Source organism: Streptomyces sp. NPDC102278 (assembly GCF_044766345.1).
Classification (GTDB): domain Bacteria; phylum Actinomycetota; class Actinomycetes; order Streptomycetales; family Streptomycetaceae; genus Streptomyces.
This window is the reverse complement of sequence record NZ_JBIWLV010000010.1, coordinates 162,066-183,646: the sequence shown is the minus strand read 5'-3', so window position 1 is coordinate 183,646 and position 21,581 is coordinate 162,066. Positions and strand designations below refer to the sequence as shown.

Sequence of the window (21,581 nt, the reverse complement as noted above, 5' to 3'; positions counted from 1 at the left end):
GCACTAGGCGAGGTCGAGGACGGCTTTGCCGTGGAGCCGGCGGTCGAGCAGAGCTTCTACGGCCTCGTCGTGACGGGTCCACGGGCCGCGCCAGCTGATGCCCGGATCGAGGCGGCTCGCGGCGATCTCCGCGGCCAGCCAGCTCAGATCCGCGGAGAAGTCGGCGGCGGGGTCGCCGAAAAGGAAGAACGTACGGATCGACCGGTCGTGCCGTCCTTCGGTGCCGGTCAGGGCGTCCGGTGACAGCACCACGTCGGCCTCGGAGGAGCGGCCCACGCTGAAGAGGACGCCACCGGCCGACACGGTGGCGAAGGCGTCGACGAGGTACTGTCCACCGACGTTGTCGAGAACGGCCGACACGGTCTCCCGCACGGCGGCCGGTTCGGGGTGGACCTCGTGGGCGCCCAGGGCCCGAAGCCCGTCCGCCTGGGCGGGGTTGCGGCTGATGGCGACGACGTGCGCACCCGCACGGGCGGCCAGTTGGACGGCGTAGCGGCCGACGCCGCCGGAAGCACCGGTGATCATCACCCGACGACCCAGCAGCGGTCCCATCCGGCGCAGCACGTGCAGGGCGCTCAGCCCGGCCACGGGGACGGTGCTCAGCGCGCCGGGGTCGGCGTCCTTCGGGGCGGTGCCGAGCCGGGCGGCGGGTACGGCTCGCAGTTCGGCCCAGCCTGTCTCGCCGAGGGTGACGACCCTCTCCCCCTCGGCCGGGCCCGAACCGTCGGCTGCCGCCTGGACGACCACGCCGGCCGCGTCCCAGCCGAGGACGGTGCCGTTCGGCGTCTCCGGATGTGTTGCCCCATGAACCTCACCGAAGTTCAGCGATACCGCCTCGACCCGCACGAGCGCCTCGTGGGCGGCGGGCCGCGGTGCGGGGACGTCCGTCAATGACAGGTGGCCGGGTGAGGTGTGGTCGACGACGAGTGCGCGCACAGGAATGCCCCTTCCATGAAGTGCCACAGTGTGGCGTTTGCTCCAGTAGAGCATATGCGCGGCCTCGGCGTCCTTGGTAAGGTGCCCGTGATGACCAGCTCCGAACAGCCCGGGCCCGCAAACCTGCGCGAACGCAAGAAGCTCCGCACGCGCCAGGCATTGGCCGACACCGCCGTCACGCTCTTCGGTGAACGTGGATTCGAGACCACCCCGCTGGATGCGCTGTTGGAGGAGGTGGAGGTTTCCCGCCGGACCTTCTTCCGCAACTTCCGCTCCAAGGAGGACGTGGCACTCACCGCCGTCAAGCACCTCTGGGACGTCTACCTGGACGTCCTGGACGGCGTAGAGAAGTCCGGGCCGCTGATCGACGTCTTCCTCGCCGCCATGCTGACCACGCTGGAGCGCATGGACGAGGACTGGTACAGGCGCTTCCCCCTCACGCTCCGACTGATCGCGGACTCGCCCGCACTCGACGGGTACACGCTGCGGCACTGCGCCGAAGTCCAGGCCGAGATCGCGCGCCGACTCGACGGACAGAACCGTTTCGAGCTGCGGCTCCTCATCGAGTTCTTCGTGGCCGCCTGGCGCTGCGCTCTGGACGAATGGCTGCCGGCCTGCGCACGGGGCGAACTGCCCGCACTCCTGCGCCGGTCCTGCTCATCCATGAACTCCGCGCTCGCCCTGGAGGCGTGAACGCGTGGAGACGGAAGCGGTGCGGGAAGCCCGGCGTTGGCTCGCCCAGCGGGGTGTTGTCGAGGCGGATGATGGATGGGTCGAAGTCGAAGTCGAGGTCGAGGTCGAGCGGCCGGATGGGCCGGGTCGGCCGGATGGGTCGGGTCGGCCGCTCACTGGCAATGAGGTCGCGCATGCGTGGGTCGGTGAGGTGTTCACCGAGGAAAGCCTGGACGCCGCCGGGCAAGTGCGCCTGGCTTTCGGGTTGTTGGATCTCCTGGACGACTATTGGGTGACGTGCGAGATCAGGATGGCGGACCGTGGTGCGGAGGGGCCGCTGCCCGCGAACGAGCTGTGGGACGGCTATCGCCGACGACTGGAGGCGGATCGGGACGCCGAAGCCGTCACGTACTCGCTGTGGGTCGACTGGTTCGAGGACCGCACCACCGTCGCGACGGCTTTCGCCGAGGTACTGGGCAATGACGTCGACCGGGTCGTGGCGGAGGGTTCGGCGGGCCTGCTCCGTCGCGCCGGGCGGGTTCTCGCCGGGTCGGGTCCCGTGCCCTGGTCCGTGAAGGCGACGGTGTACGAGAAGGTCGTGCAGGAGCCCGCCTTGCACGGGTCGTTGTTCAAAGGCCTGCTCGGTGGCTACCACGACGTCTACGGCGACCTGGAGCCGAAGGCGGCGCAGGCGCTCCTCGCCCGACTGCGACTTCCGGCGACCACCCCGCACCTGGCGGCACTCCGATCCGTGCTCGCGGCCGGGCACGAGAACCACTACCGCAGTCCCCACGCCTGGGACGACGCGATAGGCACGTTGGTCGACTGACCGTGAGTGTGGTTGGAATGCGGCTGGTCGAGGCCGCCACCGCCACCAGCTCACTGCTTCCCGACTCTTCACCTGCGGAAGTGTGGCTTCCACCACTGCTTGAAATGTGCGCGCCTGCTCGACTGTCCGGATGTTGATCAACGTGGTACTCCGTGTCCTGCCTTTCTGGATCCGCGAACCCCTGCTCATCGCCGTCAGCCTCTTCTTCGCCGGCCTCGGCCTCTACTGGTTCGTCATGGTCGGTGAGTGGCAAAGAGCCGCCATCGGCATCGTCTTCCTCGGAATCGCGATCCTGCGGTCCTTCATGCTGCGCCGTGAGTGGAGATCCCGCCCCAGACCCGACCGGACCGGATGAAGTGACCGTCGGGCCGATCCGGGAAGCCGGCACGCCGGCGCATGGGGTTCCCCGTCGGGTGGCGCGAGGCCACAGCGGCGGGCCGGGCGGCCGGAACGACGGACAGGCCCAGGGCGACACCCGACACGCGACACCCGACACGCGACACGCTTTCGTCACGGGGCTGTGGGCGGGGACGGATGAGGTATCGTTGATCTTGTACTCACGGCCGGGATTCCGGTGGTGGGCGCGCGTTGGTGGTCCAAGGAAAGGCACCCCACTTCCCGTGGGGGGATGCAGGTGCAAGGCCTGCCCAGCGCTCGATCAAGGCCCCGGTCTCCCCGCAGGGAGGCCGGGGCCTTCGCGTACCCGCCTCGTCCCGGACCGCGGCGGATCGCACGACTGTTCCTCCCACCGGTGGCGGGACAGCGGTTCGAGGACACCCGGCAGGAAGCCCTTGGCCGCGGCCCGCATCTGCGGAGTGAGGAGGAATTTTTCCCGTGACTACGCGAGTTCGGCCCGGTGATCCCCGAATGGCGGCGTGGTGCCTACGGAGGAACGGGCTGTGATCGAGCTTCCCGAAGGGTCCTGGTGGGATTGGGACGTTGTCGCCTGGGACGCCGGTCGGCTGTGCTTCGGTGCCGGGCACGACCTCTCGTACGCCCACGGCCTGGAACTGGTGTTCTGTGACCCCGTCTTCGTCGCGTGCCCGGCTGCCTTTCACGATCCGGTGTTTCGCGAGCCCACGGTCGACGAGGTCCGGCTCGTTGCCCGACAGGTGGGTGACACGCCGGCCGTGCTGGTCGCCTTCGAGGCCGATGCGGGCGGTCCGAGCCTCGCCTCCGGTCTGGTCGCGGCCGGGCAGCTCGACATCGTCCAGGGTCCCGTCTTCCGGTATTGGCGCGAGCATCTGGAGACGGGGGAACGCCTGGCCCCTTGGGTGAGGCCTCCGGTGTGATCGGACACCGGTCCACGCGACGGGGCCCGGAGGCCCGAAGGGCCCGGGGTCGGGCCGGTGGCGGGGGGTCGGGTGCCGTACTGCGCCAGGCGTAGGGAGACTTCGGCGTCTGCTGCCACGTCGCGCAGGCCGACGGCGTGCAGTCCGCGCCGTCCGGCGACCCGGATGGGTGCTTCGGCGATCTGGGTACGGCGTTCCGCGTGGTCCACGCGTGTTGGCATCCGTGGGGTCTCCCGGCCGTGGTGGTCGAGTGGTTGGGGTCGCAGGTCGCAGGCGGGCCGCGGGGCCGTGGACCCGTCGGCCGGCCGGCCCAGGCTCACCCGGCGGTTCACCCGGCGGAGCGCCCCGCGACCTCGCGGCCCCGGGGCGCTTTCATGGTACCGGCGTATCAACATCATGGTACTGTCGTATCACGAAGAACGGATCCCCCCGGAGGTGCCCCGTGCCCGAGAACACGACCCGCGTGCGACGCGACATAGGCCACTACGTCAACGACGAGCTGCGTGACCGCTACTTCGCCGCCTGCGACGTGCTCTACGCGAAGGGCGCGCCCATCCGCTCCGAGACGGACGTCGAGACCAGCTTCGGCACCACGCACGTCTACCGGTACGGGCCCACGGACCCGGCGGCGGAATCCCGCACGCCCATCGTCCTGATCCACGGTTCGGGCGGCTGCTCCGCCCAGTGGTACCCCAACACCGTCGCGCTCAGCGCCGACCGGCCCGTCTACGCCCTCGACACTCCCGGCGACCCCGGTCGCAGCGTCCAGCGCGAGACCATGTGGCAGCCCGAGCGCGCGGCGCAGTGGATGGACGAGGCCCTCGACGCGCTGGGACTCGAAGAGGTCCACCTGGTCGGCTCCTCGTACGGCGGCTGGCTGGTCATCAACCAGGTACACCTCAGGCCCGAACGGTTCGCCTCCGTCACCGCCCTGGACCCGGGCGGCCTGGAGAAGGTGGGCCTGCGCTTCTTCGTCTGGATCTTCGCCAGCCTCTTCGCCACCTACGCTCCCGAGGCGTGGCGCCCCCGTCTCGCCGCCTGGCTGGAGCAGCCGGTGATCATCGTTCCCGAACTGCGTGCCATGATCCAGGCCGGCGTGAAGGCCTTCAGGATCCGTCGCCCGGCGCCGCTGCCGCTGTCGGACGCGGAACTGGGCTCCATCCGCACGCCGTTCTACCTGATCATGGGCAAGCGCAGCCTGCTCGTGCACCCCAAGCGCCAGCTGGAGCGGGTACCGCGCCTGATCCCCGGAGCCCGCGCCGAGATCGTCGCCGCGACCGGACACGGACCGCAGATCGACCATCCGGACCTGGTCAACGCCCGGATGCTGAGCTTCATGGAGGACATCGACTCCCTCGACCCGGTGGGCCCCCGGGGCGCCACGAACGCGTAGGGGCGAGTACCGCCGGGCGGTTCGGGAGCCGGTCGCTGGTCGAGCCCGAGCCCGAGCCCGGTCGACGCGGCCGCGAGGCGCTGCCTCCGGCGCCCACCCCCGGCCCACCTCGTTCGTCCGCTCCGGCCCGCTCCTGACATCGTGTACCCGTGGCAAGGTGAGCCCGTACGCGCGGGCTCGCGCACGGCCCGACGCAATGCGAGGAGCAAGGCGACATGCCCAGTTGGCGCACCACCCTGACCAGGGCCGGGATTTCAGACCCCCGGCTCCGGGAGGACTACACCCGCACCGCCCGCCGGGTGCTGCGCCGCGAACCGGCCCCGTACGCCACCCTGCGCCTGCTGGCCGCCCCGTCCCTGGTGCCCCCACTCGTCGCCGGCCTCGCCTTCATGAACCTGGTCGACGACACGGCCGAGACCGGCACCCCCGAGCAGCGGGCCGCCGGCCTCGCCGAACTGACCGGACGCGTCGGGGCGGCCTTGGCCGGTGAGGAGGGTACGGATCCGCTGCTGCGCGTGTACGCCGACGCCGTGCGCACCCGGAACCTGCCCGTCCACTGGATTACCCGTTTCCTCGACGGCGCCGCCACCGCCGAGGCGACCTTCGACGGGTTCGCCGACGAAGCGGCATTCCAGGCCTACCTCGACGCCTACGCCTGGCCCGGCGTCCTCGTCTTCATCGGCCTCCAGTACCAGGACGGTCCCGACGAGCAACAGGCCGCCGGCTGGCGCCGATTCGTGGACGCGGCGCAGCGCGTCGACTTCCTCGCCGACCTCGCCGGAGACCTCGCGGACGGCCGGCTCTGCCTGCCCCGCGCCCGTCTCGCCGAACACGGGGTCACCCGGACCGACCTCGAACAGGCCCGCGACACCCCTGCGGTACGGGATCTCCTCGCCACCGAGTGTCAGCGCGCCCGCACCGCACTTGCGGCCACCGACGGCTTGGCCGACCTGGCGGAGCCGGGACTGCGACCCGTGGTCACGGCCATGACGGAGCTGATGGCCCACCAACTCGGCGCGGTGGAACGGGCCGGAGCCGGCGCCCTGCGCAAGGACGTCGGCTACGGACTCGCGGCCCCCGTGCGTACCCTGTTGCGCGCCCGCACCCTCGGCCGCCCCACTGCCCGCACCACCCGCACCGCCGTCTGACGGGGGCGATGCCGAGGCCTAGCCCGCTACCGACCGAGCGACGGCCCCGTACCGACCGAGCGACGGCCCGCGGGGCGCGGTTCCTTCGCCCGCGCGGTCTACGAGGCCGGGCACCGGGCGGGTACGGCGGCCGGGCGTGCGATCCGTATCCGTCCTCCGTCCCAGACCACGGTCTCGGCGGGCAGGATCAACAACCCCGGCTCGCAGTCGGCCCAGACCACGCCCGCCCGTCGTACCTGCACGGCGGCGCCTCCCGCGCCGGCCATGTAGACCGTCGGGTCGACCTCCCAGCCGCGTTCGGCCAGCCATCTCTCCAGCCGCTCGGTGTCCGACGGTGTCGCCCGCCGCGGCCACAGGTACGTGCTCTCGCTGTCCATGCTCATCCCCCCGTTGCGGTCGGTGTGCCGACCGCGTCGATCCTTTCACCCGGCACTGACAGGAGCCACGAGGTTTCGAGGCGCTGAGGCGGCTCTCAGGCGGCGCTCAGGCGGTACAGGAGGAGTGTCGATCCATGTCGCCCTCGGACGGGGTGAAGGCGTTCCACGTCGTGGGGAAGGCCTGGACCACGCTCCCCAAGTGGGTTCGGAAATCCTCCTCCCACTGGTTGCGGACGTAGTCCTGAAGGGCCTTGAACACCTTCTTGCACACGTCGGCGGAAGTCTCCTTCGGCAGTGCGATGCCGTAGTTGCCGGCCGGCTGTCCATCGGTCGCGGCCGGCGGCACCTCGACGTCGTCGTACTTCTGCGTGTAGCCGTACAGGGCCACCTGGTTGCCGACGACCGCGTCCGCCTGGCCGGTGCGCAGGGCCCGGACGCACTCTGCTCGTGCTCGTCGCCCTGATCCTCGTGATCGGCGAAGGTGGTGAACAGTGACGGACGACGGGTGACCGGCGACCGGCGACCGGCGAGAGGTGACGGACGACGGGCGACCTGTGACGGGTGATCGGCGGGGGTCAGTCCGCGTTCCCCCTGGTGGCGGCGCGCGCCTCCCACTCGCGGCCGATGGAGCGGATCAGCGCCGGGTACACGCCGAGGTACCGGAAGGGCTTGATGGCGGCCATGTAGAGGGCGCCGAGCGGCCCGTTCGGCTTCACCAGGACGGCCATCTGGCCGTGGTAGCCGCCGGATCCGTCCGGTACCCAGCCGATGTGCACCACCCCCTGCACGGTCTTGTTGGCCATCTCGGCGGCCCATTCGTCGTCCCGCTGGTAGAGCGAGGTGAAGGGGGACGAGCCGAGGTCGGGACCCCGGGGACCGTCGCGAAGGTCCGCCGGCAACCGGTCACGCAGGCAGGCCCGCCGTACCTCGGTGTCGGCATCCGGCTCGTCCCAGCCGAGCAGTGCTCCGAGCTTCCAGCGGACGGCGAAGAGCACTCGGGAGACGAAACCGTCTCCGTTCACCCCGCTCTTGACGCCCTCGGCGAACTGCCGCACCAACAGCGCGAGGTCGTCGGGCCCACCGGGGGTGGGCAGCGCCCACACGTCCTCGACGTTGAAGTCGTCGGCGATCTCGTGGATCCGCCACGGGCGTTCGGTGTGGTCGGTTCGGGGAAGTCGCATGGCCGGACCCCTGTCTATACGGTGGCGTATAGATCGAGTGTAGGCGGATCTGTACGCCCCCGTATACTCGGCGGGCCGTGAGGAGGCACACACGATGGGCGCGACGCGCACACCCCGCGGAAAGTGGATCGAGGAAGGCCTGCGGGCCCTCGTCGCCGGCGGCCCCGAAGCCGTACGGATCGAGGCGCTGGCCCAGGCGCTCGGCGTCAGCAAGGGCGGCTTCTACGGCTACTTCCGCAACCGGGACGCACTGCTCACCGAGATGCTCGACACCTGGGAGTACGAGGTCGCCGAAGGCGTCATCGAACAGGTGGAGAGCGGTGGGGGAGAGGCCAGGGCCAGACTGAGGCGGCTGTTCGCCATCGTCGCCGAAAGCACCGACGGGCCGGTGCGGGGCACCACCGCCGACATCGCGGTCCGCGACTGGGCCCGCCGCGACGCGGCCGTCGCCGAGCGCCTGCGCCGGGTCGACAACCGCCGCATGGACTACCTGCGTTCCCTGTTCTCCTCCTTCTGTCCCGACGAGGACGAGGTGGAGGTCCGCTGCCTGCTCGCCGTCTCGGTGCGCATCGGCAACCACTTCAACGCCGCCGACAACGGCCGGCGCAGCCGGGCGGAAGTGATGGAGCTGATCGGTCGACGACTGCTGGCGTAGCCGCCGGGCTCGGGGGGCGGAGGCCGGGAGAGGCGTCGCACGCGGTCGGATCCGACGGCCCGTTGGTCGGCCGCCAGGTCTCAACGGCTCCCGAACAGGGCGATGGTGTCCGAGTCGGCGAAGTGCGGGGTTTCCGCTTCCGCGACCATGAGGGCGGCGATGCCCGCGCGCGGCGCCGTGGGCGGGATCATTCGCGGCTTGAAGTCCTCGATCCGGATGAGGCGACCGTTGTCCTGGTGGGGTTTGTCGGTCAGCGGCCCGGCGTGAACGGTGGTCCCGCCCGCGTCGCGGACCAAGCGGCCCGAGACGTCCTTCGCCTCCCACTCGTGGCGCAGTACCCGCTTGAGGAGAGCGCCGCCCAAGGAGCCGAGTGCTCCTTCGGTGGCGCCCATGCCCAGGGAGGTGAGCCAGATGACGTGAGGCGCGGCCGAGGCGATCTGGCGGGCACCTTCGACGAGGATCGCCGGGTCCTGCTTCTTGGTGATGCCCAGGGCGCTCACGACGACGTCGGCGCCCTCGACGGCGGCGGCAACACTGCCGGGGACGGTCACATCCGCCCGAACCACCCGCAGATTGCCGGTGGTGGGTACCTCGACCTGTTCGGGCCGGCGGGCGAGGGCCGTGACGTCATGCCCGCGCTCCAAGGCGCGCGCGATCACCAGGCGGCCCGTCTGTCCGGTGGAACCGAGTACGGCGATCTTCACGAGGATCTCCAGTAGAAAGAGCGGGGAAGGGCGAGGGGGAGGGGAAGGGCGAGCGGAGGGTGGCGGTGCAGGTCAGGCCAGGTCGGACAGGATGTCCACGACGTGGGTGCGCAGCCCGGGAGCGGAGGCCAGGAAGTCGCGGGCGGCCAGGCTCCACGGCTCTCCCCGGGTGTCCGTGACCGAACCGCCGGCCTCGGAGACCAGCAGCGCGCCGGGCAGGAGGCCCGAACGCACGTCGGAGAACTGCCAGAAGGCGTCCATCCGGCCGGACGCGACATGGATGAGCTGCATCGTGGCCGGCACCGATACCCGTACGACCAATGCGTTGAGCAGCATGGCCGTCACCGAGGCGCCCATGCGGCGAAGGGCCTGCTCGTCCTCCCCGGGCTTGGCCTGACCGGTGCCCACCAGCGCCGCCCGCAGGTCGGTCTTGGCGGAGGAGCGCAACCGCTCACCGTTGAGGTGGGCCCCCGCGCCCTGAACGGCGGTGTAGGTGTCGCCCGTCAGCGGCAGGTGGACCACGGTCAGTACCGGCGCGTTGTCGCGCACCAGCGTGGCGGTCACCCCCCACTCGCCCATGCCGTGGATGTGGTTGATGTTGCCCTCGGCCGTGTCCACGACCCACCATTCGCCGTCCGACAGCAAGCCGCCGCCCAACTCGTCCTCCACCCAGCGGGATCCGGGGCGCGCGTCGAGCAGCGGCTGCTGGATGAGCGCCGGCACCGCGGCGTCGTTGGCGTCGATGGCGCGGACGACCTCATCGAGGTCACCAGGGCGCGCGGCCACGCCGTGGCGCTCCCGCAGGAGCTCACCGGCCGTCCTCACGGCGGCCACGGTGCGCTCCAAGACCGCTTCGAGCGCAACGGTCTTGGCGGAGACGGTACGCGGGACGGTACGCGGGGTGGAGAAGGCGTTCACGATCGCTCCTGACGCAGGAAGGGAGGGGTGCGGCCCCTCGGCCGCTCGCCATCGACGTTAAGAGCAGGCATCATTAACTTCAAATGCAATCTAGTTACGACTGGATTTACCCTCATGCAACTCGATTTGAATCTGCTCACCGCGCTCGATGCCCTGCTGGAAGAAGGCAGCGTCACGGACGCCGCCGCCCGACTCCACGTCTCGGCCCCCGCGATGAGCCGCACCCTGGGGCGTATCCGCCGGGCCACCGGCGACCAGATTCTGGTGCGCACCGGACGGACCATGACTCCCACCCCCCACGCCCTCGCCCTGCGCGCGACCGTGCACGAGCTGGTGCAGCAGGCCCAGGCGGTCCTCTCCCCCCACACGCAGATCGAACCGGCGGCCCTGGAACGGACCTTCATCCTGAAGTGGCACGACGCCCTGGCAGCGGCGGTCGGTCCCGCCCTGCTCCACTCCTTGCGCGCCGAGGCACCCGGGGTGCGCGTGCGGTTCCTGGCCGAAGCCAGTACGGACACCCATGACCCGCGACGAGGAGACACCGACCTCGAAGCCGGGTCCGGCCAACCCTCCTCGCCCGAGATCCGCCACGAGATCGCGGGCCACGACCGGCTCGTCCTCGCGCTGCGCCCCGCCCATCCCCTGTGCCACGGCCCCCTCGCCGTCGAGGACTACGCGGCCGCCGACCACATCACCGTCTCCCGCCGGGGACGGCTGCGCGACCCTGTCGACGACGCGCTGGAGGCCCGGGGCTTGAGCCGCCGGGTGGTGGCCGCCGCCCCGACCATTGCCACGGCCTTGCAATTCGTCCGCCGGCAAGACCTCGTCGTGGCCGTCCCCCAACTCGTCAGCCGTCCACTCCTGGACGACCTCGGGCTGTGTGTCCGGCCGCTGCCGCTGACCATGCCGGCCATCCCCATCCACCTCGCATGGCACCAGCGCTACGACAACGATCCCGCCCACGCCTGGCTGCGCGGGCTGGCCCGCACCGCCCTGAGCCATGCCTGCGAGCCCACCGGCGACCCCGCCCGCGACCCCGCCGACGCGGGCACCGGCGAGTCCGCCGGGGGGCTCATCTCAGGGTGAAGAGCAGATTGACCGAGTTGTAGTAGTTGGGCAGGTGCACCAGCTCCGATCCCGGACGCGGCGGGTCGGCCTTCGGCCAGTTCCGCGGGCCCAGCAGATGCTCGGAGTAGTCGCTGTGCGCAACCCTCGGTACGAACCAGACCCGGTACGTGCCGGGTCGCGCGTCCGGGACGAACCGCCAGAGCTGCGTCGCGCCGTCCCAGCCGGTCCGGCAGGTGCGAAGGGTGACCTCGGTGAGGTTCCCGCCGCCGGTGGTTCCGTCGAGGCAGGTGCCGGTGTCCGCGTTCCGGAGCTGGTAGGCGTTCTGACGGGCAGGCAGCCGCTGCCATGCCTGGGAGGCCTTCCCGGTGCACTTCTCCAGCCGCAACGGGCCGCCGGAACGGCCGCCGCCGAGGCCGACGCACAGTCCCGAACCGACATTGACCAGGGCGCTGCCGGCGGGAGCCGTCGAGGGCGACGCCGAGGTCGGCCCGGAGGTGGCCGAGGCGGACACGGAGGCGGAGACCGAGGCGGAGGGAAGGGGCGTGGTGGTGGCCGATGCGGTGGCGGACGCGGGCGTGCCGATGGCCACGATCGGTGTCGCAACCGGAATAGGGTCCCCCGGGGCCGCGGTCGTCGCGGCGGGTGCGGCGGACCGCTCGGACGGGTTGTTCTCGGCCTCGGCCGGTACCAGGGCGACCACGGTGGCCGCGGTTCCCGCCACGGCCACGGCGGTGGCCCATTTGACGGCGCCGGCCTTGGCGCCGGCGAGCTGGGTCCCGTACAGGCTTCCCGCGGCGAGAGGGGCGCCGTTCCCGCCCAGGGTCGACAGGAAGGAGGCGGGGTTCCACAGCAGGATTCCGCCCAACAACAGCACGCCCAGACGGCCGTTGACGTCGCGCAGGTCGCGCTCGGCCCGTGCGCAGTCCGCGCACCCCTGGAGGTGGCGGCCCAGGTCCCGGGTGCGGCGCTTGCCCGGCCGACGGAGCATGGCGGCGATCTGCGCCCCGTAGTGCCGGCACTCGTCGCTCGCGCTCTGGTCCAGGTGGGCGCGCAAGTACGCCTCCCGCAGGCCTTCCCGCGCACGCGCGACCAGCGAGCCGACGCCTCCCGCCGATATCCCGAGGCGGCCGGCGGTCTCGGCCGCCGGCTCGTGCTCGACGACGGAGTGCCACAGCACGGTCTGCCAGCGCTCCGGCAGCGACCGGTAGGCACGCAGGACCAGCGATCCCTCTTCCGCCGAGAAGACGGCCTCGTCGGGATCCTGCCCGTCCGAGAGCTGCGCGGCCCACTCCTCGAAGTCCTCGGACAGCCGGGTACGGGCGCCCTCCCGCGCCCATGCGGCCGCCAGGCGGCGCACGCAGGTCAACAGGTACGGCCGCCAGGCGTATTCGGGCCCGGTACCCCAGGCGACGGCCCGGTAGGTACGGGCGAAGGCCTCGGCGGCGAGGTCCTGGGCGGTGGGCAGGTCCCGACAGCACGTACGGGCGTAGGCGAGCACCGCGGAATGGTGACGGGCGAACACCTCGGCCATCACGTCGTCGACTCCGGCGTCGGACCCCGAGGCGTGGCCACGCAGCAGGGCGCACAGCTCCCCGTCACTGAGGCTTCGCAGATGCTGCGGACGGGCAGAACCCGATGTGCTCAACGCGTGCTCCCGTCTGGCTTGTTGACGACCAGTAGGTCGGCCTCCGGGTGCGTCCCGTCATGAGGGTGCGGCGCTGCGCCCAACCGGAATTCGCGCAAGTGTGCACCCTTGCCGGGCCACAAGCAAACGAGCGCGCAACGCGCGACGGGCCGAGGGCACCGGTGGGCCAGGCGGTCCGTCGGAAGGAACCGGACACCGGGACCGGTCTCACGTGCGAGGCGGTCCGCCGTCATCGGGGCAACCAGCCTGTTGAGCAGGGGCGTTGAGGCCCGTTCGTCACTTCCGCAAGCGCGATGAGAGCGAGGTCGATCATCACGGCCGTCCTGCACGGGCGCGGCGGGAACGCCCCCGGGGCGGGTCCTTCTTCTGGAGATTGCTCCGTTTCCGGTCTCCGAGTCGATCAGGAGGATCACGCGAACCGGAATGCCCGGACGGTCACGCCGGCGTCCTCGTCACACGGCCGTGCGAGACCCGCGTCCGCGGAGGGGACGGGGGCCTCCGCCCGGTGTTTCAGCCGCCGTCCACGTAGGCCCGGGCGGCCACCATGACGTCCCGAAGTCGTCCGTCGGCGATGCACTGCGCCGGTGCCTGGTCTTCGAGCTGCGGGTTCATGCCGATCATCCAAGCGCGGGCGGTGTAGAGGCTCTCGGCGTCCTGGATGAGCTGGAACACCTGGAGCGCCGCACGCAATCGTTCCTCGGCGTCGTGTCGAGGCGCGCTGTCCCCGGACGCCCACCGGCCGACCTGCTTGGGGTCGCTGATGCCGGCCAGGCGGGCGGTCAGGCGCTGGCCGAGGTTGTCCTGGAGGAACCGGGCGATCTCATCGATGTGCATGCGCACGGTGATGGCGTGGGCCCGTTCGGCGCTGATGACGCTCTTGGCGACGGTGGACTGGCGCTGCGGAGTCATGGTGCGGTCTCCCTTGCTGTCGTGACCGTGTGTCCGCGGGTAGCGGGTCGCGTGTCGGACGACGCATTTCGGGTGGGTGCGTGACCTGGGACCGCGTGCTGCCGGGAGGGGGAGCCGGTACGGACCTGGTCTGCGCGGGTCTGTCGCTTCGTTGCCGTGCTGCCGACCCGCCGGGAAGCGTTACCTGCGCGGGTGGTGTGGCCGACTCGAGGTCGGCGTTCACCATCGGCGTCGGCCTGCATGGTGGATTCCGGAGCACGAGTGAAAGCTGTCGTTCAGGCGCGTGGCGAGGACCGCGGCTCGGCCGTGTGCGCCCTGAGAGCGGCATGGCTCGGGGCTGGTGGCGTCGTCGGTCTTCGATAAGCGTCGGAAGGCGTTCTTCACGGTGTCCCCCATGTGCTCAGTAGCGTCCCGTCCGCCATAGGCTACCCAATATCACCAGTCAACTCCACCTGTTAGGGCGAAACTTGGCGTCGGCCGACGCCGTCGACCTTTCCGCCGTTTGGGATCTGACAGGGCTGTGAGCAGGAGAAATGCCGCCGCTCCCGGTGTGGAGCGGCGGCGCGAGAGGCCCTCGCGCAGGGGATTTTTCCTACGTTCGGGGGAGGGCAACCGGGTGGATTCAGGCGGTGTCGAAGGTGGTCTTGCCGGTGGGGTTACGGGTGGTGTTCACGGTGGCTCGGGAAGGGGCCGGCCGTCGAGCCGTCGAGCCGTCGAGCCGTCGAGCCGTCGAGCCGTCGGCGACAGCCGGCAGCCGCGGCCGGCAGGCGGAATCAGAGCATCGTGAGGCCGTACTCCTCGGCGACGGTGCGCAATGCCTCGGCCTCGGGAAAGACGAGGCTGGATTCCTCCTGCTTGAAATCGACCCCCGAGAAGAGGGCCCAGCAGCGGCGGCGCCCGAACCGGGAGCGGTAGGCGATGCCCTGGATGAGGCCGCCGCGGTGCGTGAGGCCGGTCTGCTGGGCCGTCGCCCATGCGGCGATCTCGCGAGTGATGCGGTGGTTGAAACCCTGGATGTGCTCCGTCGTGAGCCGCACCACCCCGTGGGCCGCGAGTTCCCGGCGGAGTTCCCGGGTCAGGGTTTCGAGCGTCGCCTCGTCGTCGACGTCAAGGAAGCGGGCCTCCTTGACGGGCTGTAAGCGGATCAGGGTGTGGGCCGTGGTCCAGTCCCGGGGGATCTTGCCGGGGGTCAGGTAGTACGGCTCCTTCCAGTCCTCCGCGATGAGGTCGCGCATGGCGGGGTCGACACGGAAGGCTGCGAGGGTCTCCGCGAAACACCCCTCGTGCTCGGAGGCGCAGTAGAGGGTTCCGTGCGTGGCCAGGCTCCAGCGGTTGCCCCCGGCGGTGTGGGCGTCGTCCTCGCTGATGAACTCGTACTTGATCGGGTTCTTCGCTTTGCCCAGGCGCCAGATGCCGCGTTCGGGGGCCGGAACCAGGCTGATGTCCCGATGTGGTGTCGCCCTGTCCATGCGGCCGCTCCTTGCTCCGGCCGCCCGCTCTGCCGCGGTCGGCCGGTGATGCTCGTGGCGCGGCCGTCGGTGCAGGCCGGCTGCTCCGCCGACCGGGCCGGTTCGGTCTTGGATCCGTACCGTGCGCCGAGCACGGTGGTCGTGGGTGGCCGTGCGCGGTGAACGGGGGCGCATGCCGAACGATCATTTTCATGCGGTCGTCGGACCAAAGCGAGCGGCTGGGGGTGATCACGAGGGGGCGCACGAGGGTTTCAGGGGGGCGCACCGTTCACTTCGCACCTTGTGTCGTGTCGTGTCGGGCCATGGCGAGGTCGAGTTCCACGGCTGCGGCGCCGGCGTCTCCCGCGAAGGAGAGCACCACGCTCGCCGAGGGGGCCGCCGTGACGCGCGCGGAGAGGGATCGCACGGGGCTTCCCGTGGCCAACTGGAGCACGCACGCGCCGGAGATCGCGTTCCAGACGCGGATCGTGCCGTCACCGGACGCACTGGCGACGAAGTTTCCCTGACCCTCGACGCTCCACAGGGCCAGAGCGTGGACCACCGCGGTGTGGCCGGTCAGGGCCTCGCCCAGGGGGCTGCGGGTGGCCAGGTCCCAGAGCCGGACGGTGCCGTCGTCGCCGGCGCTCGCCAGGTGGGGGCCGAGACCGCCGGTGGGCCGGACGTTGACGGCCACGGCGTGCACACGGCCCTGATCGCACTTGAGGGGCGCGCCGACCATGCCGCCCGCCTCGGTGTCCCACAACCGGACGGTGCCGTCGGAGCTCGCGGACGCGTACCAGTCCCGGTCGCCGTCCGACGCGGCCGCGACGCAGCGCACCCGCAGGCCGTGTCCGCGACCGGTGTGCAGGAGGCGACGCCCGTCGAGGTCCCACAAGTTGACCGTGTAGTCGTCGCTGCCGGTCAGCAGGAGATGGCGCCCGGAGCGGGTGGTGAGGGGGGCCAGCGAGCGGATCTGGTCGATGTGGCCGGCGAGCCGGTGGGGGAGTGTTCGCCCGTCGGCGGCGTCCCAGAAACGGACGCTGTGATCGGAATCGGCCCACAGGAGGGTCGTCCTGCCGAAGCCCTCGGGTGCCCAGGCGAGTGCCGGTGTCGGTGCGCCGGTGTCGATCCTCACGGTCGTCGTGCCGGTCGTGACCTCCACGATGTCGATGCCCGGGCCGTCGCCGCCCAGGGCGAGGCCGGCGGACCGGGCGGCCGCGCCGTGGGCGAGGACGCCGCCGCGGGAACCGGGGGTCGTGAGCGCCCCGGCCAGGGCCCGGGTGAGGTCGCCCGCGTTCCACAGCCGCAGGGTGCCGTCCGCGGCGGCGGAGGCGAGGGTCGGCGTGTCGTCGAGGAGCAGCGGCTCCAGCGCGGTGATCGCGGCGGTGTGTCCGGTCAGGAACGTCGCCGGGTCATCGGTCTGCGTGTCCCACAGGGCGATGTCCTTGCCGGAACCGGCGGCGAGCAGGTGCCGGTCGCCGACGGGGACACAGGCCAGGCTGCCGACCGGACCGGTGGCGCCCGTGAGCGTGGTGAGGCAGCCGGCCGTGCCCCATACGGTGACGGTGCCGTCGACGTGGCCGGCGGCGATCCGCCCGCGGACGCCGGCACGGGTGAGCACCCGGACGGCGCTGGAGAGGTCGAAGCTGCGCACGGTGCGGTAGGACGTCGTCTCCTGGAAGCTCAACCGCGCGCCGTCCGCGACGGCGACGAGGCTGCGGCCGCTCTCGTCCTCCCAGGCGGCGAGGGCCAGTTTGGCCGTGCGGGGAGTTTCCCCGGGCAGCGAGAGCCGCTCCTCGCGGCCGAAGCGCTCCATCCAGGACACCAGGTTGCCGTTGCCGTCGGCGCAGACGGCAACGGCCTCCCGGTCGGCGTCGACGTAGGCGTCGACGTCGTCGATCCAGATGTCACCGGGCCGGTTGAGCCGGTCGACGGCCGTACCTCTGGTCGGGTCCCAGAAGCGGACCGTGCCGTCGGTGCTGCCCGACACCAGCAGATCGCTCTGCCCGGGACGCGCCGCGACCGTCAGGCAGCGGACGGATCCCTCGTGGGCGGCGATCCGTTCACCGATCGCCGTACCCGCCACGGCGTCGATCAGCTCGATGTGGCCGTCGTCGTCGCCCGCGGCGAGGACGGTCCGGTTGTCCGGCAGGGTCAGGACCGCCAGCGAGCGTGCCGCGCTGTCCAATGAGGCCAGGACATTGGAAGGCGGGCGCCACCGCGACCACAGCACCGCCATGGGCGAGGCACCGGGGAGCCCCGCCCGGGGAGGCCTGCGGGGGCGGCTCACCCGCTGGTCGGCCAGGCCCGCGTAGGCCAGGTACAGGCTGGCCAGCCTCGAAGCGAAGTCCGCCTGGTGCAGGTACGGTTCGACGCTCGCCCAGGCCTGTAGCCAATGCCGCGGCCCGTTGCCGCCGGCCGAGGGCAACAGACCCCGGATGGGGCTGCCCGTCACCCAGGGCAGCAGCTCGGCCGGGACGTGCTCGTCGTCCAGTACCCGACCCAACCGGGCGTGCCGCGCCAGATAGCGCCGCACGTAGGGCTCCGGCGGGACGTGCGCGAAGGGGCCGACCAGTCGGGCCAGCGCCTCCGCGATCCGCGCGTGCGCCTCGTACTCGTCCGGCCCGTCCTCGGACGTGCCCTCCCCCTCGGATGTCACAACCGTCCCCCCACCCTGCCCGGCCGCCGTCTCGGAGCGGCGCCTCAGTACCGCGGACAGCCGGTCGTGTGCCGGGCGGTACACGCGGTAGTCGTCCTCGGTGTCACGGGTGAGATACCCCGCCAGGCGGCCTCCCAGCAGCAGGCGGACCTTTTCTTCGGCATCCTCCAGGGGCCGCCGCAGCAGCGCCGAGGCAACCGCCGACCACACCGGGCCGCGCGGGATGCCGCGACCCGGCGAGAACGCGCAGGCCCGCAGGAGGGCCAGCGATTCCGGCACCGGCAGACCGTCCTCGGCGGCGCGTTCGAGATCCTCGGCGAGCAGCCCCGCCGTGCCCCGGTGCAGACCGGCCAGCCAATCGGGGTCGGCCAGCAGGACGGGGCCACCGCCGCGAAGCTGTTCGGCGGCGACGCGGGCGTCGAGGAAGGACCGCGGCGAGGCCGCGGCGATGGTCCGCGCGGCGACCGCCAGGTCGACGCCCTTCCACGCGGTCGCGCCGTGCAACAGGGCCCGTACGTACGCCTCGATGTCCTCGCGCATGCCGGAGTCGTCGGTGCGCACCACCGACGACCCGGGGAAGGCCTCGCGGAGCTCCGACAACAGGTCTCCGCCGGTCTCCGGCTCCGCCCCGAGGGCGTGCTCGCCGTGGCTGCGGACCGCCACCACCAGGCGTACGCGCCGCATCACGGTGGAGGACGGCTGGAGTTGGGCCGGGACGGCGGGACTCTCCTCGAGGTGTCCGGCGAGCGGTGCCAGCACCTGGTCGATGCAGGAGGCCGGGTCCACCGCCTCGTCGAGGGAGTCCACCACGACGGTCACCATCGGACCCGGCCGGCCGAGGAAGGACCGCAGCCCGCCCTGCCAGCGGCGCAACCGGTCCCGGCCCGCGGGATCCGGCGATGCGCCGAGCTTCTCGCCGATGGTGCGCAGCAGGCTCAGCGGCTCCCTGTTGCGCGCGGTGACGGCCACCGTCACCGCCCCCTCGCCGGGAACGGTGTCCGGGGGACAGTGGCTCGCGGCCCGGGCGAACCGGGGATCCTGCCGGAAGGACGCGTCGCTGAGGGTCACCGCACGCCCGAGGACGGCGGACTTCCCGCTGGCGGTTGTCCCGCTGACGATCAGGACACCGGCCGGCCCCGACAGGAAGGCCACCACTGCCGCGTTCAGGTGCTGCCGCCCGGAGAAGTACCAGCCCGGGTCGACGCTGTTGGTGCGCCCGCTGGCCTTCTCCAGCCAGTAGTCCATGTCGTCGAGGGTGATGGCGACCTCCCGGCGTGCTTCCTGCGCGGCCGAGGGGTTCGGCCGGTAGCCGGGGTTGGGAAGCGCCGGGGTCGGTTCGTACAACTTGTTGCTCAGGACCGGGGCGGGCACGTACAGGGAGCGGCCCTGCTCGGCGTTGATGCCCGCGGCGGCGGTTTCGAGTGCCCGGTGGAACTCGGCCATGGTCAGGTACCGGCGGACCACGGTCTCACTCGATCGCAGATCCTCGTGGGCGCGCCGGAGGATCAGTGCGAACGCGCCGCCGAGGACGGTCTCCTTCGGGGCGGCGGTCGCCAGCACGTTCAACGTGGCGGACGCCGTACGGTCGGCGGCCAGATCCCGTCGGAGGTCCAGCAGCTCTCCGCCGATGTCGGCGGACTCGCACATGTTCACGATCACCAGCACGTCACGGGCCGAGGAGTCGAGCGCTGCGATCACGATCTCGGTGGTTCGCAACCCGGTCGCGAGCAGTCGGGCACGATCGGTGTCGCGGAGCACCGTGTAGTGCTTCGTCGCCGCCGACGTGAGGCCGTGGCCCGTCACGAACAGCACCACCGGGACGTCCGGTCCCGCCTCGCGGATCCGCGAGGCCTCCAGGAAGCGCTCCACGTCGTGGCGGTTGACGACCGGGTCACGGTGAGTGGTCGTCACGAAGCCCGGACGTCCGGCCTCGGATCGCCGCCACCACAGCGCCACCGCGTCCAACTGCTCGGCCACCGCGCCGGCGAACGCCTCCGTACCGTCCTCCAGCACCAGCACGAACAAGGCACCCGCCGAGGTCCCCTCGGCCACCGCGGTCGTGCCCGCCCCGCGCGTGCCCCCGATCAGGCCGACCCCACCCGACTCGACCCCGCCCGACTCGACCCCACGCGGCTCCGTCCCACCCGACTCGATCCCGCTAGGCTCGGTCCCGCCCCACCCGATCCCGCCCCGCCCACCGTCCATGTTCCCTATTGTTCACAGGCATGGACCAGCACGCGCACCACCGATCCGCCGCCCAGGACGCCGCCGCGGACGCCGAGTTACCCGCCCACGTCACCCAGGACGCCGTGGTCGTCGTGCCCGGCATCATGGGCAGCGCCCTGTACGACAACGAACGGGGCCGGTACGTCTGGGGGCTCGACGGGATCTCGTGGCTGGTCCGCGCCTGGACCCTCCCGGGCGGGCTGACCTCCCTCGCCATGAGTGACGAGGAGCTGGAGGGCAAGACCGGCCGGATCACGGCGACCGGACTCCTCAAGCACTCCGCCTGGACGCCCTACCTGGCCGGCATCGAGCCCTACACCGACCTCGTGGCCGCCGTCGGCCGGTGCGTCGCGCACCCCGCCGCCATCCTGGAGTTCGCCTACGACTGGCGTCTGCCCGTCGCGACCAACGGCCGGATCCTCGCCGAAGCCGCACGCGCGCACCTGTCCGCCTGGCGCGCGCACCCCGCCCACGACCTCGCCCGCCGCCACCGCGTCGACGAACGCGAAGCCCGGCTCGTCTTCGTCGCGCACTCCATGGGCGGCCTGGTCACCCGCGCGGCCCTGGACCCCCGCCTCGACAGCGACCTCCAAGGGGACACCCGCAGCGTCCTCACCCTGGGCACTCCCTTCCACGGCGCCGTCAAGGCCACCGTCATCCTGAACACCGGCCGGGGCACCCCGGTGCCCCTTCCGCACCGCAAACTCCGGGCCATCTGCGCGAACATGCCCGGACTGCACGACCTGCTGCCCCAGTACAAGAGCGTGCGCGAGGACGGCAACATCCGGCACCTGACGCCCGGCGACGTCGTCTCCCTCGGTGGAAACGCCGAACTGGCCCGCGACGCCGCCCGGCTGCACCGCGACCACGGCGGCATCGAACTGCCCGGACACCGCTCGGTCGTGGGCATCAACCAGCCCACCCTGCAGAACCTGAGCATCCGCGACGGTCAGGTCCACGCGTACCACGACGGTGCCCGAGCCCACTCCGACGGCAGCCTCATCAGGGACGGCCGCGACCAGGTCAAGTACTTCAAGGTCCACGGCGACGGCACCGTGTACAAGGAGTCCGCCTCCATCAGCCCCGCGATCACCACCCTCCCCCTCCAACACGGAGACGTCGCCAAAGCCGACCCCGCCCTCGAAGCGGTCATCGAGATCCTCAGGGAGGACGTGCACCTCGGCCCGCCGCAAGGCGAAGCCGGATGCGGGCTCAGCGCCCCCGACTTCGTCGAGGCCGGCCAAGCCTGGAAGGTGACCCTCACCGACGCCGACTCCCTCGCCGGCGTGACCTGCCGGATCACCGGCCTGGACGACCCGCGCGACGTCCAGGAGCCGCCTCTGGCCTGGGAGGACGGCAACGCGGTCGCCGTCGCCGTGGCGAAGGCCCCCGGCCTGTACCGGATCTCGGTGCGCACGCTCGACGGGGCCGAGGTCACGCAGCTCGTCCTGGCCGGCGACGCCGGCGGGCGCCTGGAGGAAGCCTGACGCGTCCGGTCGAGCCCCACGTGTCCGGTCGAGC

General features: G+C 71.6%; 19 protein-coding genes and 1 pseudogene. 9 read left to right on the top strand and 11 right to left on the bottom strand.

Going from position 1 to position 21,581, the window contains the following annotated elements; genetic code table 11:
* Window positions 1–3: 3 nt before the first annotated feature.
* Window positions 4–936, bottom strand: a complete 933-nt coding sequence (locus tag ACIRO3_RS24060; protein WP_404140035.1) for a zinc-binding dehydrogenase — start codon at window positions 934–936, stop codon at window positions 4–6.
* A gap of 90 nt (window positions 937–1,026) precedes the next feature.
* Here ACIRO3_RS24060 and ACIRO3_RS24055 point away from each other — a divergent pair, with 90 nt between their 5' ends.
* The 4 genes from ACIRO3_RS24055 to ACIRO3_RS24040 all read left to right on the top strand — a co-directional run bounded on the left by ACIRO3_RS24055 (window position 1,027) and on the right by ACIRO3_RS24040 (window position 3,729).
* Entirely contained in the window at window positions 1,027–1,629 is a 603-nt protein-coding gene (locus tag ACIRO3_RS24055; RefSeq protein WP_404140032.1) for a TetR/AcrR family transcriptional regulator, read from the top strand.
* 190 nt (window positions 1,630–1,819) lie between these two features.
* Entirely contained in the window at window positions 1,820–2,437 is a 618-nt protein-coding gene (locus ACIRO3_RS24050; RefSeq protein ID WP_404140029.1) for a hypothetical protein, read from the top strand.
* A 130-nt stretch (window positions 2,438–2,567) separates the two neighbouring features.
* Complete coding sequence (locus ACIRO3_RS24045; protein ID WP_404140026.1) at window positions 2,568–2,792, top strand: hypothetical protein; 225 nt, start codon at window positions 2,568–2,570, stop codon at window positions 2,790–2,792.
* A 544-nt stretch (window positions 2,793–3,336) separates the two neighbouring features.
* The gene (locus ACIRO3_RS24040) at window positions 3,337–3,729 is read left to right on the top strand and encodes a hypothetical protein (RefSeq protein WP_404140318.1); all 393 of its coding nucleotides are present in this window, start codon (window positions 3,337–3,339) and stop codon (window positions 3,727–3,729) included.
* A gap of 77 nt (window positions 3,730–3,806) precedes the next feature.
* Here the strand turns inward: ACIRO3_RS24040 and ACIRO3_RS24035 are convergent.
* A pseudogene (locus tag ACIRO3_RS24035) lies at window positions 3,807–3,950 on the bottom strand (TetR/AcrR family transcriptional regulator); the annotation flags it as partial.
* Window positions 3,951–4,171: 221 nt separating this feature from the next.
* Here ACIRO3_RS24035 and ACIRO3_RS24030 point away from each other — a divergent pair.
* Window positions 4,172–5,122, top strand: coding sequence for an alpha/beta hydrolase (locus ACIRO3_RS24030; protein WP_361772373.1), 951 nt, complete (start codon window positions 4,172–4,174; stop codon window positions 5,120–5,122).
* 215 nt (window positions 5,123–5,337) lie between these two features.
* The gene (locus ACIRO3_RS24025; protein WP_404140023.1) at window positions 5,338–6,270 is read left to right on the top strand and encodes a phytoene/squalene synthase family protein; all 933 of its coding nucleotides are present in this window, start codon (window positions 5,338–5,340) and stop codon (window positions 6,268–6,270) included.
* A gap of 98 nt (window positions 6,271–6,368) precedes the next feature.
* On the opposite strand, the gene ACIRO3_RS24020 is transcribed toward ACIRO3_RS24025, so the two are convergent.
* The 3 genes from ACIRO3_RS24020 to ACIRO3_RS24010 all read right to left on the bottom strand — a co-directional run bounded on the left by ACIRO3_RS24020 (window position 6,369) and on the right by ACIRO3_RS24010 (window position 7,828).
* A complete protein-coding gene (locus ACIRO3_RS24020) occupies window positions 6,369–6,647 on the bottom strand; it encodes a hypothetical protein (protein WP_361772369.1) in 279 nt (92 codons plus the stop codon).
* 106 nt (window positions 6,648–6,753) lie between these two features.
* Window positions 6,754–7,035 carry a hypothetical protein gene (locus tag ACIRO3_RS24015; protein WP_404140020.1) on the bottom strand — a complete coding sequence of 94 codons (282 nt, stop codon included), beginning with the start codon at window positions 7,033–7,035 and terminating at the stop codon, window positions 6,754–6,756.
* A gap of 187 nt (window positions 7,036–7,222) precedes the next feature.
* Window positions 7,223–7,828, bottom strand: a complete 606-nt coding sequence (locus ACIRO3_RS24010) for a DUF2867 domain-containing protein (RefSeq protein ID WP_404140017.1) — start codon at window positions 7,826–7,828, stop codon at window positions 7,223–7,225.
* Between the two features lie 94 nt (window positions 7,829–7,922).
* Here ACIRO3_RS24010 and ACIRO3_RS24005 point away from each other — a divergent pair, with 94 nt between their 5' ends.
* The gene (locus tag ACIRO3_RS24005) at window positions 7,923–8,483 is read left to right on the top strand and encodes a TetR/AcrR family transcriptional regulator (RefSeq protein WP_404140014.1); all 561 of its coding nucleotides are present in this window, start codon (window positions 7,923–7,925) and stop codon (window positions 8,481–8,483) included.
* Between the two features lie 80 nt (window positions 8,484–8,563).
* Here ACIRO3_RS24005 and ACIRO3_RS24000 read toward each other — a convergent pair whose 3' ends face one another.
* Window positions 8,564–9,187 (bottom strand): NAD(P)-dependent oxidoreductase, encoded by a 624-nt coding sequence (locus tag ACIRO3_RS24000; RefSeq protein WP_404140011.1) that lies wholly within the window; start codon window positions 9,185–9,187, stop codon window positions 8,564–8,566.
* Window positions 9,188–9,259: 72 nt separating this feature from the next.
* A complete protein-coding gene (locus ACIRO3_RS23995; protein WP_404140008.1) occupies window positions 9,260–10,105 on the bottom strand; it encodes an inositol monophosphatase family protein in 846 nt (281 codons plus the stop codon).
* A 114-nt stretch (window positions 10,106–10,219) separates the two neighbouring features.
* Between ACIRO3_RS23995 and ACIRO3_RS23990 the strand changes: the two genes are divergently transcribed.
* Window positions 10,220–11,191, top strand: a complete 972-nt coding sequence (locus ACIRO3_RS23990) for a LysR family transcriptional regulator (protein WP_404140005.1) — start codon at window positions 10,220–10,222, stop codon at window positions 11,189–11,191.
* Here the strand turns inward: ACIRO3_RS23990 and ACIRO3_RS23985 are convergent.
* From ACIRO3_RS23985 to ACIRO3_RS23970, 4 genes are all read right to left on the bottom strand, one after another.
* Window positions 11,178–12,818 carry a sigma-70 family RNA polymerase sigma factor gene (locus tag ACIRO3_RS23985; protein WP_404140002.1) on the bottom strand — a complete coding sequence of 547 codons (1,641 nt, stop codon included), beginning with the start codon at window positions 12,816–12,818 and terminating at the stop codon, window positions 11,178–11,180. The genes ACIRO3_RS23990 and ACIRO3_RS23985 overlap by 14 nt on opposite strands.
* 510 nt (window positions 12,819–13,328) lie before the next feature.
* A complete protein-coding gene (locus ACIRO3_RS23980) occupies window positions 13,329–13,727 on the bottom strand; it encodes an XRE family transcriptional regulator (RefSeq protein ID WP_361772351.1) in 399 nt (132 codons plus the stop codon).
* Window positions 13,728–14,500: 773 nt separating this feature from the next.
* Window positions 14,501–15,196 carry an RES domain-containing protein gene (locus tag ACIRO3_RS23975; RefSeq protein WP_361772349.1) on the bottom strand — a complete coding sequence of 232 codons (696 nt, stop codon included), beginning with the start codon at window positions 15,194–15,196 and terminating at the stop codon, window positions 14,501–14,503.
* A 268-nt stretch (window positions 15,197–15,464) separates the two neighbouring features.
* Complete coding sequence (locus ACIRO3_RS23970) at window positions 15,465–20,039, bottom strand: hypothetical protein (RefSeq protein ID WP_404139998.1); 4,575 nt, start codon at window positions 20,037–20,039, stop codon at window positions 15,465–15,467.
* Between the two features lie 20 nt (window positions 20,040–20,059).
* Between ACIRO3_RS23970 and ACIRO3_RS23965 the strand changes: the two genes are divergently transcribed.
* Entirely contained in the window at window positions 20,060–21,547 is a 1,488-nt protein-coding gene (locus tag ACIRO3_RS23965; RefSeq protein ID WP_404139995.1) for an esterase/lipase family protein, read from the top strand.
* The last annotated feature ends 34 nt before the right edge of the window (window positions 21,548–21,581 follow it).